Source organism: Micromonospora jinlongensis (assembly GCF_013410645.1).
Taxonomy (GTDB): domain Bacteria; phylum Actinomycetota; class Actinomycetes; order Mycobacteriales; family Micromonosporaceae; genus Micromonospora; species Micromonospora zamorensis.
This window is the reverse complement of record NZ_JACCHK010000001.1, coordinates 3,950,279-3,962,261: the sequence shown is the minus strand read 5'-3', so window position 1 is coordinate 3,962,261 and position 11,983 is coordinate 3,950,279. Positions and strand designations below refer to the sequence as shown.

Sequence of the window (11,983 nt, the reverse complement as noted above, 5' to 3'; positions counted from 1 at the left end):
GCGCTACCCCCACAGGTCACACGCGCCCGCCGTGCCTGTCCGCGCCCGCCCTCGCCTGTCCGCCCCTGCCGCGTCTATCCGCGCCGCGACACGCAAGATCTACGCAACATCAGGGAAAGTGCTGGCTCGCGGCGTCCGGAGGCAGCAACTTCCCTGATGTTGTGGGCGGAGTGCGGCTGGCGGCGTGGAGTGGTGGGGCCCGGGGTGGCCTTGACGTCCCGCAGAGGCCGGCGACCGCAAGATCGCGCAATATCCAGGATGTAGTGGCCTCCAGCGCGCCCGAGACCACTACATCCAGGATCGAGCACGATCATGCGGCGCGGCGCGGCGCGGCGCGGGACGGGGGCGGCGCAGGACGGGGCGGCACGGCGCGGGACGGGGGCGGCGCGGGACGGGGTGGCGCGGGGCGGCGCGGCGCGGCGCGGGACGGGACGGGGCGGCGCGGCGCGGGACGGGGCGGCGCGGGGCCGCGTGGCGCGGCGCAGGGCGCGGCGGGGCGGCCCAGAGCAGGGCAGGGGCAGGGCAGGGCAGGGCGGGGCAGGTCAGGTGGTCAGGTCGGCTGTCGGGTGGGACGGGCCGTCGCCGACGAGGCGGAAGCTGTCGGCTCCGGCCGGTTCGACCAGCCCGTCCTGCACCAGGCCGGCCAGGGCTCGGGCACGCTGGACGTCATCGGTCCAGACCTGGTCCAACCGTTGGTGCGGGACCGGCCCGGTGGTCTCCCGGAGCACCCCGAGCAGGAGACCGCGTACCTGTCGGTCGGTGCCCGCGTACCGCTGGGGTCGCCGGGTTGGCCCTGCTGGCGCCTCCTGGCCGGAGGCCCGCCAGGCGCAGACCGACTCGACCGGGCAGGCCGTGCAGCGCGGTGACCGGGCAGTGCAGATCACCGCGCCCAGTTCCATGAACGCGGCGCTGGCGAGTGCCGCCGCGGCCGGTTCCACCGGGAGCAGCTCTTCGGTGGCGACCAGGTCGGCTGGCCGGGTGACCGGTCCGGCGTCCGGCTCGCCGGCCACCGCCCGGCAGACCACCCGGCGCACGTTGGTGTCGACCACCGGGTGCCGCTGCCCGTACGCGAAGGCGGCCACCGCCCGCGCCGTGTACGTGCCGACCCCGGGCAGTGCCAGCAGTTGCTCCAACCGGTCCGGCACCTGGCCGCCGTGCCGGTCCACGATCGCGACCGCGCACTCTCGCAGCCGCACCGCCCGACGGGGGTAGCCGAGACGTCCCCACATCCGGATCGCCTCGGCCGGGGTGTCCGCGGCCAGCGCCGCCGGGTCCGGCCAGCGGGCCAGCCATGCCTGCCAGGCCGGTACCACCCGGACCACGGGGGTCTGCTGGAGCATGACCTCGCTGACCAGGATGGCCCACGGGGTGACCCCGGGTGCACGCCACGGCAGGTCACGGGCGTGTTGCTGGAACCACCGGCTGACCAGGGTGGCGAAATCGGGTTGAGTCATGGCGCCGTCGATGATGTCACGCCTGGCGATCCCGCTGGTTGGGCGGCTCGGGCGGGGTGCCACGGCTGCGCCCGACGGATCGGAGAGAATGCCCGGATGAACGAGCTCGCGATCACTGTCATCGGTCGGGACCGGCCGGGCATCGTGGCCGACGTCGCCGAGGTGCTCGCCCGACTGGGTGCGAACCTCACCGACAGCACGATGACGCGGCTGCGGGGACATTTCGCGATGACCCTGATCTGCACCGGGCCGGCCTCCGCCGAGGTCGAGGCCGCGTTGGCGCCGCTGGCCGCCGAGGGGCAACTGCTGGCGACGGTACGCGCGGTCACGCCGGACGGCGAGGTGCCTGCGGCGGGTGAACCGTACGTGATGGCGGTGCACGGTTCGGACCGGATGGGCATCGTCGCGGCGATGACCCGGGTGCTGGTCGACGCCGGCGGAAACGTCACCGACCTGAGTACGCGGCTGGCCGGGTCGCTGTACGTGGTGCTGGCCGAGGTTGAGTTGCCGGTCGGTGTGGCCGACACACTGATTGACCGGTTGCACCGGACGGCTGCCGAGCTGGGCGTGGAGGTCACCCTCCGGCCGGCGGACCCGGATCTGTTGTGAGCGGCGAGGAGAACGGGTCGGACGTCGAGGCGTACGTCGGTCTGGGCGACTGGACACCCGAGTCGCTGGTCGTGCCCGGTGAGGTGCGGCCGGTGGTGTCGGCCCCCCATCCGGTGCTGAGTCGGGCGGCCGAGGAGGTCGATCCGACCGCGAAGGAGACCGTCCAGCTCGCGGCCGATCTGGTGGCGACGATGCGGGTGTCGCCGGGTTGCGTCGGGTTGGCTGCGCCGCAGGTCGGGGTGGGTGCGCGTGTCTTCGCCGTCGATGTGGCAGGGCACCCGAAGGCGGTCACGGTGCACGGCACCTTCGTGCTCTGCAACGCTCGGGTGGTTGAGGCGACGCGGTGGAAGCCCGGCCGGGAGGGGTGCATGTCGGTGCCGGACCTGACCGGGGATGTGAAGCGGGCCAGCCGGCTGGTGGTGGAGGGTGACCTGCCGGGCACCGGTGAGCCGGTCCGGTTGGTGACCGACGGCTTCGAGGCTCGGGCGTTGCAGCACGAGATCGACCACTGCGCGGGGTTGCTCTTCCTGGATCGGGTGGCCGGTGCGCACGCCGTCTACCAGCGCAAGGTCTACCTCTGATCGGCCGCTGCACGGTCGGCAGTTCTGTCCTGAGTGGAGAGTGGATCGGGTGCCCCTCGGCGGCCCCGGCGCGTCGCGCCGCACTGGCCGGGGGAGCGCGGCTACGGTGGGAGGCATCATGCGTCTGACGGTCGGCCCCCTGCCACCCGCCGTGTACTGGCGGCGTCGCGTCGTCGTACTCGGAGCGGGGCTACTTTTCCTGATTGTCCTGCTCTACTCGTGCACCCAGTCGGGTCGTTCCGGCGAGAAGCCGACGGCGGGGGCGACTTCGACGCCGACCTCCGCCGGCACGCCGGCTCCTGGCGGCCCGGTGCTGACCCCGGAGACCGGGGCCCCGCCGCCGTCCGCGTCCGCCGATCCGGCTGCGACGAGTCCGAGCCCCGCGATCACCAGCAACACACCTCCGCTGGGCGCGGCGGCCGGTTCGGAGGACGACGGCACCTGCACCGACGCGGAGATCAGCGTGGTCTCGTCGGCGAGCCCGACCTCGGTCCAGCGTGGGGCGGTGGTCGAGCTGCAACTCAAGATCAAGAACACGTCGGACCGCACGTGCAGTCGGAACGTCGGCGCTGACCTACAGGAGATCTTCATCAAGTCCGGTGCGGAGAAGATCTGGTCGTCGGACACCTGCGGCAAGGTCCAGGGCTCGGACGTGCAGTCCTTCACGCCGAACTTCGAGCGCGCCTACCAGGTGCCGTGGAACGGGCGGGACACCAGCCGGTGCGACGGTGCGCTGGCCGCCGGGCCGTTCCCGCCGCTCGGGTCGTACCAGGTGTTCGCTCGGGTCGGCACGAAGCTCAGTGACCCCGTCAAGCTCACCGTCACCGGCTGAGCCGGGGTCAGACGTACCGTTCCAGGATGGATGCCTCGGCGAGCCGGGACAGCCCCTCACGGACGCCCCGGGCCCGGGCGTCGCCGACGCCCTCGACGGCCTGCAGATCCTCCACGGTCGCGCCCAGCAGTCGCTGGAGGCTGCCGAAGTGCACCACCAGGCGGTCGACCACCGCGACCGGCAGCCGGGGCACCTTGGCCAGCAGCCGGAAGCCGCGAGGGCTGACCGCGGCGTCCAGCGCGTCGGACGCGGCCGGGTAGCCGATCGCCTTGGCCACCGCCACCAGGTCGATCAGCTCGGTGGCGCCGAGCAGGTCCAGCTCGACGAGTGCCTCGTCCAGGGTGCGCGACTTGCGGCCGATCGGGAGGTAGTCCCGGATGACCAGCGTGCGGTCGGCGTCCACGCCGGCCATCAGCTCGTCGAGTTGCAGGGCGAGCAGGCGACCGTCGGTGCCCAGCTCGACCACATAGCCGGCGATCTCGTCGGCGATCCGGCGAACCATCTCCAGTCGCTGCACCACGGCCACCGCGTCCCGTACGGTGACCAGGTCCTCGATCTCCAGTGCGGAGAGCGTGCCGGAGACCTCGTCCAGCCGGAGCTTGTAGCGCTCCAGGGTGGCGAGCGCCTGGTTGGCCCGGGAGAGGATGGCGGCCGAGTCGTCGAGCACGTGCCGCTGGCCGTTGACGTAGAGGCTGATGATCCGCATCGACTGGCTGACCGAGATGACCGGGTAGCCGGTCTGCCGGGCCACCCGCTCGGCGGTGCGGTGCCGAGTGCCGGACTCTTCGGTCGGGATCGACGGGTCGGGCATCAGGTGCACGGCAGCCCGGACGATCCTGGTGCCGTCGCTGGAGAGCACGACGGCGCCGTCCATCTTGCACAGCTCCCGGACGCGCGTCGCGGAGAACTCCACGTCCAGCGGGAAGCCCCCGGTGCACAGGCCCTCGACGACCTTGTCGTAGCCGAGCACGATGAGCGCGCCGGTGCGGCCGCGCAGGATGCGCTCCAGACCGTCGCGTAGGGCGGTGCCCGGGGCCATCAGGGCGAGGTTGGCCCGCAACGGGTCCCCGGCGCTTCCGGCGGCTCCCGCGGTCACGCTCACGCTGATCGGGCGGGCGGGCGAGCCCACGGCGCCGGTGCGGGCCTGGGGCGGCGCGCCGGCTGGCTTGGTGGTTTCGCGGTCGATCGGCACGGGCACAGTCTACGGACTGCCGTGCGGTGGGTGCTGTCGTGGTTACTGTGATGTGTCACGATGCGGCCCTTCCAACCGATTCCCGCTTGCGACGTGCTGTCCGGTATCGCCGTCCCCGTCGGCACGGTGCGTCACTCGGCGGACGCGCGGGCCGCATGGTGCAGTGCCGAACGGACGTCCGTGACCTCGGTCACCCGCATGTGCTCGGGGCCGGCACCGGTGCTGGTCGGCCCGCAACCGGGCGGCACCAGGGCCACCTTGAACCCCAGCCGGGCCGCTTCGGCCAGCCGGCGCGGCACCGCCCCGACCCGGCGCACCTCGCCGGTCAGCCCCACCTCACCGATCGCCACCAGGTGCGGCGCGATGGCCAGGTTGAGCCCGCCGGAGGCGACCGCCAACGCGACCGCCAGGTCGGCGGCCGGCTCCACCACCCGGATCCCGCCCACCGTGGCAGCGAAGACCTCCCGGTCGTGCAGGGTCAGTCGCTCGGTGCGTCTCTGCAGCACCGCGAGCACCATCGCCAGACGCGCCGAGTCGAGGCCGGAGACGGTGCGCCGAGGTGAGCCGGCCACCGTTGCGCCGATCAGGGCCTGCACCTCGGTGACCAGGGCCCGCCGCCCCTCCATGGCCACTGTCACACAGGTGCCCGGGACGGGCTCCGCGTAGCGGGTCAGGAACAGCCCGGACGGGTCGGCCAGGCTGCTGATGCCGCCCTCGTGCATCTCGAAGCAGCCGACCTCGTCGGCCGCGCCGAACCGGTTCTTCACGCCGCGCACCAGGCGGAGCGACGAATGCTTGTCGCCCTCGAAGTGCAGCACCACGTCGACCAGGTGCTCCAGCACCCGGGGCCCGGCCACCTGGCCGTCCTTGGTGACGTGCCCGACCAGCACGGTGGCGATGCCCCGCTCCTTGGCGACCGAGACCAGCGCGGCGGTCACCGCGCGCACCTGGGTCACCCCACCGGGCACGCCCTCGGTGCCGGTGGTCGAGATGGTCTGCACCGAGTCGAGCACCAACAGGCCCGGCTTGACCGCGTCGAGGTGACCGAGCACCGAGGCCAGGTCGTTCTCCGCCGCGAGGTAGAGCTGGTCGTGCAGCGTGCCCATCCGCTCCGCGCGCAGGCGCACCTGACTGACCGACTCTTCGCCACTGACCACCAGCGAGGGGCTGCCGGCGCCGACCGCCCACTGCTGAGCCACGTCCAGCAGCAGGGTCGACTTGCCCACGCCGGGCTCGCCGGCGAGCAGCACCACGGCACCGGGGACCAGGCCGCCGCCGAGCACCCGGTCGAGCTCGCTCACCCCGGTCGGGCGGGCGCGGGCCGGAGCGGCGCTGATGGTGGCGATCGGCCGGGCCGGCTCGGTCGGCATCCGGGAACTGACCACGCGACCGGAGACGGTCGGGCCGGTCACCGTGCTCTCGACCACCGCGCCCCACTCGCCGCACTCCGGGCAGCGCCCCACCCACTTGGGCGGCTGGTGCCCGCAGGCGTCGCACTGGTAGGCCGGACGCGGGTCGCGGGCGGCGGACCGGCCACGGGCGGCACCGGCGGTGCTGCCGCGCGAAGGGGTCGATCGGGAGGTGGTCACATCAGGACGGTAGCCCTCGCGTACGACGAAAACACCCCGGCGTGGTGGTCACCACGCCGGGGCGTTTGTCGATGTGCGGTCGGGTCACTCGTGGTTCGAGCCGCCCGCTTCATCCCCGTAGCCGCCCTCGCGCTCGATGATCGGCGAGGGGGGTGCGGCCGGGGTGAGCGGCACCGCGATCGGCGCCTGGCCGGTGACCGTGTTGCCGTTGCCGAAGTCGAAGGTCACGAGGACGTTCTGCCCGGAGCGCAGCGCCTCGGTCAGACCGACCAGCCGGAGCTGCGTGGTGGCCTCGGAGTTGAACTGCACGTAGCTCAGCGGGGCCAGCTCGATCCGGGCCGGCGTGCCCGGAGCGGAGGGGCTGGCCGAACCGGACGCCCGCGCCGACTCCGGGGCGGACGGGGTGGCCGAGGACGACCCGGTCTCGGACGGGGTCGCCGACGGGCTGGCCGAGCCGGACCCGGAGGTCGACGGGCTGGCCGAGCCGGAGGGAGACGGGCTCGTGGAGGCGGACCCCGAGGCGGACGGCGACGGGCTCGCCGAGCCGCCGCTGATCACCAGCTCACGGGCGCTCTCGGTGGTGACGGTGACCGTCACCGTCTCCTTCGAGTCGTTGTAGATCACCGCGCTGAGCCCAGCGTCCTGGCCGGCCCGGTAGCCCTCGGTGCCCGGGTAGTCCACGAGCAGGCCACGCACGGAGAAGGAACCGTTGTTGGTGGTGAGGCTGACGCCCTGGACCGACGCCTCCTTGGTGGCGGTCTCGGCGATCTGGCCGGCGCCGCAGCCGGATGTCAGCAGACTGGCCGCCGCAATCCCGGACAGCAACAGGGCCGCACGCCGGGATCCCCTGATCGAGCGCGTCACGTCGGTCCTCCTCGTCACAATCCCCACCCGGGCCGCACGCCGGGCACGGTGGCCATACCCGCGCAGACCGCGCTCCAGGGTAGTTGGGGCTGATCGAGGCCCGCACGCGGACCCGGCAATGCCACCTGCCCGGGTGCCGTTCACACCACCCGACCGCTCGCGACCAGCAGGACCACGTCGATGAGGGCCACCAGCATCACCGCCCGGAAGGCCGACACCGGCCGCCGGCCGGCCCGGACCGCCGAGCGCCCGGCGTACCAGCTCAGCGGTGGCACCACGGCGGCCGTGACGACCGCCGCCACCCCGATCGCCGACGGCGGCCCGGGTGGCCCGAGGACCAGGGCCGCGGTCGCCGCGAGGAGCAGGCCGGCCGCCGCGACCCGGCTGCCGGCGGCGCCCAGCCGGTGCGGCAGGCCGCGCACCCCGGTCCGTGCGTCGTCGGCCAGGTCGGGCAGCACGTTGGCGAAGTGCGCCCCGGCCCCCAGGAACGCCGCCGCGACCAGCAGCCAGACGGGTGGGGTCGGCTGACCGGGCAGCGCCAGGACCACGAAGGCGGGCAGCGCGCCGAACGAGACGGCGTAGGGCAGGACCGAGAACGCGGTGGCCTTGAGCGGCCAGTCGTAGAGCAGCGCCGAGACCAGGGCGACGGTCAACCAGAACGCCGCCGTGGGATTCGTGGTCAGCGCCAGCAACGGACAGGCCACCGCGGCCACCGCCGCGGCCCAGGCCGTGGTGCGCCGACCGACCGCGCCGGCGGCGACCGGTTTGTCGGTACGCCCCACAGTGGCGTCCCGCTCGGCGTCCAGCGCGTCGTTGGTCCAGCCGACAGCGAGCTGGCTGGCAAGCACGGCGAGCACGACGGAGACGATTCCGGTCGGCCGATGACCCACTCCCCAGGCCAGCAGGCCGGAAACCGCGGTCACCGCTGCGGCCGGTTCCGGATGGCTCGCTCTGACCAGCCCTAACACCCTCGACGACATAAGGGAAGTCTGGTCGTTACCGAGCAGTCGTGCCACGCTCGGTGCCATGCGAGACGTGGCTGCGTCCGCGGCGTCCACCGGCCCCCGGGTGCTGCCGCGTAACGATCCGCGCCAGTACGACGACCTGGCCGGTGAGTGGTGGCGGCCCGATGGCGCGTTCGCGATGCTGCACTGGCTGGCGGAGGCCCGCGCGGCGCTGGTGCCACCGGCCACCCGTCCGGACGCGCTGCTGGTCGATCTGGGTTGCGGTGCCGGTCTGCTCGCGCCGCACCTGGCCGGCAAGGGTTACCGCCACGTCGGGGTGGATCTGACCCGCTCGGCGCTGGTCCAGGCGGCCGAGCACGGGGTGCGCGTGGTCCAGGGCGACGTCACCGCCGTTCCGCTGCCGAGCGGTTGCGCAGACGTGGTCTCCGCAGGTGAGCTGCTGGAGCATGTGCCGGCCTGGCCGCGTGCGGTGGCCGAGGCGTGCCGTCTGCTGCGCCCGGGCGGCCTGCTGGTGTTGGACACCCTGAACGACACGGCGCTGGCCCGGCTCGTCGCGGTACGGATCGCCGAGCGGCTGCCGACCGTGCCGCGTGGCATCCACGATCCACGGTTGTTCGTGGACGCCCGGGCACTGGTGGCCGAGTGTGCCCGGCACGGTGTCGACCTGCGGCTGCGAGGCATCCGTCCGCAGGTCGGAGGCATGCTTGCCTGGTTGCTGCGCCGGGCCCGCGCGACCCGGACGTCCGGTGCGACGTCCACGGGTCGCGCGCCGCGCATCGTGCCGACCCGGTCCACCGCCGTGCTCTACCAGGGCCGGGGGATCCGCAAAGGATAGTCCGGGCGTGGCGGGGTATGGGACGCCGAGGAGGAGACGATATGACGGTGCAGGCGCTTGAGGCGGCCCGCCGGTTGGCGCCGCGGTTCGCCGCGCGTGCGGCGGAGCACGACCGGGACGGTTCCTTCCCCATCGAGGACTTCCGTGACCTGCGGGAGGCCGGCCTTTTCGGGTTGATGGTGCCCCGCGCGCTGGGTGGCATGGAGGCCAGCTTCGCCGAGTACGCCGCGGTGGCCACCGAGCTTGCCCGAGGCAACGGCGCGACGGCCCTGGTGTTCAACATGCACGCCTCGGTGACCGGTGCCCTGGGCGCGGTCACCGAGGAACTGGCCGAGGCGTTGGGTGTGCCGGACGAGGCGCTGGCCGCCCGGGACCGGCTGCTCACCGCCGCGGCTCAGGGCTCCTGGTACGCGGTCGCGATGAGCGAGCGTGGCGCCGGCGCCCGGCTGTCCCAGCTGACCACGGCGTACGAGGCGACCGACGAGGGGTGGCATCTCAAGGGCAGCAAGACCTTCTGCTCCGGCGCCGGGCATGCCGACGGTTACCTGGTGGCGGCGCGCAGCGCGGCCGACCAGTCGGTGGTCTCGCAGTTCCTGGTGCCGGCCGGTGACGGGTTGACCGTGGAGCCGACCTGGGATTCGCTCGGCATGCGCGCCACCTCCTCCCACGACCTGCACCTGGACGTCACGGTTCCGACCGACCGGCTGCTCGGCGGTGTGGAGGGGCTGGCGCTGGTGGTCGCCCAACTGATGCCGCACTGGCTGGTGGCCAGCTACGCCGCCGTCTACGTGGGGGTGGCCCGGGCGGCGATCGACGCGGCGGCCGAGCACCTCAACGCCCGCAACCTGGCCGGTCTGCCGGCGGTGCGGGCCCGACTGGGCCGGGCGGACGCAGCCACGGCGGCCGCCCAGTTGGTGGTCGCCGAGGCGGCCCGCCGGGTGGACGAGGCGCCGGGTGACGAGGAGACCAATCGCTGGGTGTGGCGGGCGAAGCTGCTCGCCGGCACCACGGCCGCCGAGGTGGCGGCGTCGGTGTTGGAGGCGGCGGGCACCTCGGCGACCCGACGTGGTCATCCGTTGGAACGGCTCTACCGCGATGCCCGCTGCGGCTCGCTGCACCCGGCCACGTCGGATGTCTGCGCCGACTGGCTGGGCATCGCCGCTCTGGGCGGCGACCCGGACCGCGACGGATCGGCACCGCGTTGGTGAGCCGGCCCGGGACTCGCACGCAAGATGGGCCAGCCGAGGCGGCTGGTGGGACGGCCAGGGGGAGGACAGCATCTGACGAGAGGTGGGGATCGTGTCCGTACCAGTGATCGCGGGGCTCGGGACTGCACAGCCGCCGTCCGCTTCGCAGGACGAGTTGTGGGAGGGCTTCTTCTCCCGGCACTTCACCGGCACCACCAGGTCGTTGGCCCAGCGGATCTTCGCGCACTCCGGGGTGACCCGGCGCCAGGCCGCGGTCAACCCGCTGTTGGAGGACGTGTCGGACTGGCCTACCGAGCGCCGGATGCGTCGCTACCAGGTCGAGGCGCTGCCGCTGGGCAAGGAGGCGGTGGGCCGCGCGTTGACCGCAGCCGGGTTGGACGCCAGCGACATCGGGCTGTTCATCGTCTGCTCCTGCACGGGCTACGCCACCCCCGGGCTGGACATCCTGCTCGCCCGGGACCTCGGCATGGCCACGGACACGCAGCGGATGGTCATCGGCCACATGGGCTGTTACGCGGCGCTGCCGGGCCTCGGTGCGGCGAGTGACTTCGTCACCGCGCGAGGGCGACCGGCGCTGCTGCTCTGCGCGGAGCTGACCAGCCTGCACATCCAACCGTCGAGTGCCAGGGTGGACACCCAGCAGATCGTCTCCCACGCGCTCTTCTCGGATGCGGCGGTCGCCGCCGTGGTCACGCCGGGCGGCCCGGGGTACGCGTTGCGCGAGGTCACGTCCGTCACCGACACCTCGACAGCCGACCACATGACCTGGGACGTCACCGACGCCGGTTTCCGGATGGGGCTGTCACCGAAGGTGCCGCAGGTGCTGTCGAGGCACGTCCGTGGGCTGGTCGACGACCTGTTGGCCCGGCACGGCCTGACCAGTTCCGAGGTGGACGGCTGGGCGGTGCATCCGGGCGGCCCGAGAATTCTCAACGTGGTGGAGCGCGAGTTGGCGTTGCCGCCGCAGGGTCTGGCGGCGTCCCGGGCGACGCTCGACGAGCACGGCAACTGCTCGTCCCCGACGGTGCTGCTGATCCTGGACCGGCTGGGCCGTGCGACGCCGGCGGCTCGACGCGTCGTCATGTTGGCGTTCGGCCCCGGCCTCACCCTGTACGCCGCTCTGCTCGATCGACAGGACTGATCAGCTCCTCATCCGGCCGGTACGCTCGCTGGATGGATACGACGGCGGACGACCGACTGCGTTCGGCTGTCCTGGTGGGTGCCGCGGTGGCCGTGCTGGCCGTTGGTGGCTGGTGGTGGCAGGCTGCCGCGCCGGCCTCGACGGCCAGGTCGGCTGCTCCGGCGATCGTGCCGTCCGCCGGGCCGAGTGTGAGCACGGCGTTGGAACGCGCCCTGGTCACCGCGGTGCCCGGTGAGCGGCTGATGATGCGAGTGGACGCGAGCGGCGAGGTCGTCAGCATCCCGGAGGGCGTGCGGCCGGAGTTCGACCCCGAAACCGGCATGATCGTCGACATCCACGGTGATCCCGCTGCGCTCTCCTTCGAGGGCGAGCTGCCCTCGTTCCGCGACACGGTGTGGCAGGAGCGGGCGGCACTCGCTCCGGGGCAGAGCGTGGTCCGACAGGCACCGGGCGACAGTGGCCGTCACCTCCTGCAATACCGGTGCACCAGGCCGGGCACGATGCTGGTGAGCGTCTCCGGGGCCGGGCTCGCCGGGCCGTCCCGGATCGCCTGCGACGGCACGATCGCCAACGCCGAGGTGCTGGCGCACGGCAGGCCGTTCCGGGTGTCGCTGTCGACGGCGGTGGAGCGGGAGATCGATGTGCAGGCGCAGCTCGTCCTCCTGCCCCGCTAGGCCGTCAGGCCGCGCTCAGGCGCGTCGCGCCGGACCCCA

General features: G+C 73.2%; 12 protein-coding genes. 7 read left to right on the top strand and 5 right to left on the bottom strand.

Going from position 1 to position 11,983, the window contains the following annotated elements:
* Positions 1 to 542: 542 nt before the first annotated feature.
* Positions 543 to 1,454 (bottom strand): A/G-specific adenine glycosylase, encoded by a 912-nt coding sequence (locus HNR22_RS17555; RefSeq protein ID WP_179781272.1) that lies wholly within the window; start codon positions 1,452 to 1,454, stop codon positions 543 to 545.
* A gap of 96 nt (positions 1,455 to 1,550) precedes the next feature.
* Here HNR22_RS17555 and HNR22_RS17550 point away from each other — a divergent pair, with 96 nt between their 5' ends.
* The 3 genes from HNR22_RS17550 to HNR22_RS17540 all read left to right on the top strand — a co-directional run bounded on the left by HNR22_RS17550 (position 1,551) and on the right by HNR22_RS17540 (position 3,476).
* Entirely contained in the window at positions 1,551 to 2,063 is a 513-nt protein-coding gene (locus HNR22_RS17550; RefSeq protein ID WP_179781271.1) for a glycine cleavage system transcriptional repressor, read from the top strand.
* Positions 2,060 to 2,644 carry a peptide deformylase gene (locus HNR22_RS17545; protein WP_179781270.1) on the top strand — a complete coding sequence of 195 codons (585 nt, stop codon included), beginning with the start codon at positions 2,060 to 2,062 and terminating at the stop codon, positions 2,642 to 2,644. Before HNR22_RS17550 ends, HNR22_RS17545 begins: the two co-directional genes overlap by 4 nt.
* A gap of 118 nt (positions 2,645 to 2,762) precedes the next feature.
* The gene (locus HNR22_RS17540) at positions 2,763 to 3,476 is read left to right on the top strand and encodes an RAD23 family protein (protein ID WP_179781269.1); all 714 of its coding nucleotides are present in this window, start codon (positions 2,763 to 2,765) and stop codon (positions 3,474 to 3,476) included.
* Between the two features lie 7 nt (positions 3,477 to 3,483).
* On the opposite strand, the gene disA is transcribed toward HNR22_RS17540, so the two are convergent.
* From disA to HNR22_RS17520, 4 genes are all read right to left on the bottom strand, one after another.
* Complete coding sequence (disA, locus tag HNR22_RS17535) at positions 3,484 to 4,668, bottom strand: DNA integrity scanning diadenylate cyclase DisA (RefSeq protein ID WP_088952067.1); 1,185 nt, start codon at positions 4,666 to 4,668, stop codon at positions 3,484 to 3,486.
* 131 nt (positions 4,669 to 4,799) lie between these two features.
* The gene (radA, locus tag HNR22_RS17530) at positions 4,800 to 6,257 is read right to left on the bottom strand and encodes a DNA repair protein RadA (protein WP_179781268.1); all 1,458 of its coding nucleotides are present in this window, start codon (positions 6,255 to 6,257) and stop codon (positions 4,800 to 4,802) included.
* Between the two features lie 84 nt (positions 6,258 to 6,341).
* Positions 6,342 to 7,121, bottom strand: coding sequence for a hypothetical protein (locus HNR22_RS17525; RefSeq protein WP_179781267.1), 780 nt, complete (start codon positions 7,119 to 7,121; stop codon positions 6,342 to 6,344).
* 140 nt (positions 7,122 to 7,261) lie between these two features.
* A complete protein-coding gene (locus HNR22_RS17520) occupies positions 7,262 to 8,101 on the bottom strand; it encodes a UbiA family prenyltransferase (protein ID WP_425488062.1) in 840 nt (279 codons plus the stop codon).
* Between the two features lie 46 nt (positions 8,102 to 8,147).
* Here HNR22_RS17520 and HNR22_RS17515 point away from each other — a divergent pair, with 46 nt between their 5' ends.
* The 4 genes from HNR22_RS17515 to HNR22_RS17500 all read left to right on the top strand — a co-directional run bounded on the left by HNR22_RS17515 (position 8,148) and on the right by HNR22_RS17500 (position 11,944).
* On the top strand, positions 8,148 to 8,921 hold the full coding sequence (locus HNR22_RS17515; RefSeq protein ID WP_179781266.1) for a class I SAM-dependent methyltransferase: 774 nt from the start codon (positions 8,148 to 8,150) through the stop codon (positions 8,919 to 8,921).
* Between the two features lie 41 nt (positions 8,922 to 8,962).
* Positions 8,963 to 10,129, top strand: a complete 1,167-nt coding sequence (locus HNR22_RS17510) for an acyl-CoA dehydrogenase family protein (protein WP_179781265.1) — start codon at positions 8,963 to 8,965, stop codon at positions 10,127 to 10,129.
* Between the two features lie 91 nt (positions 10,130 to 10,220).
* A complete protein-coding gene (locus HNR22_RS17505; RefSeq protein ID WP_179781264.1) occupies positions 10,221 to 11,270 on the top strand; it encodes a 3-oxoacyl-[acyl-carrier-protein] synthase III C-terminal domain-containing protein in 1,050 nt (349 codons plus the stop codon).
* Positions 11,271 to 11,302: 32 nt separating this feature from the next.
* A complete protein-coding gene (locus tag HNR22_RS17500) occupies positions 11,303 to 11,944 on the top strand; it encodes a hypothetical protein (RefSeq protein ID WP_179781263.1) in 642 nt (213 codons plus the stop codon).
* The last annotated feature ends 39 nt before the right edge of the window (positions 11,945 to 11,983 follow it).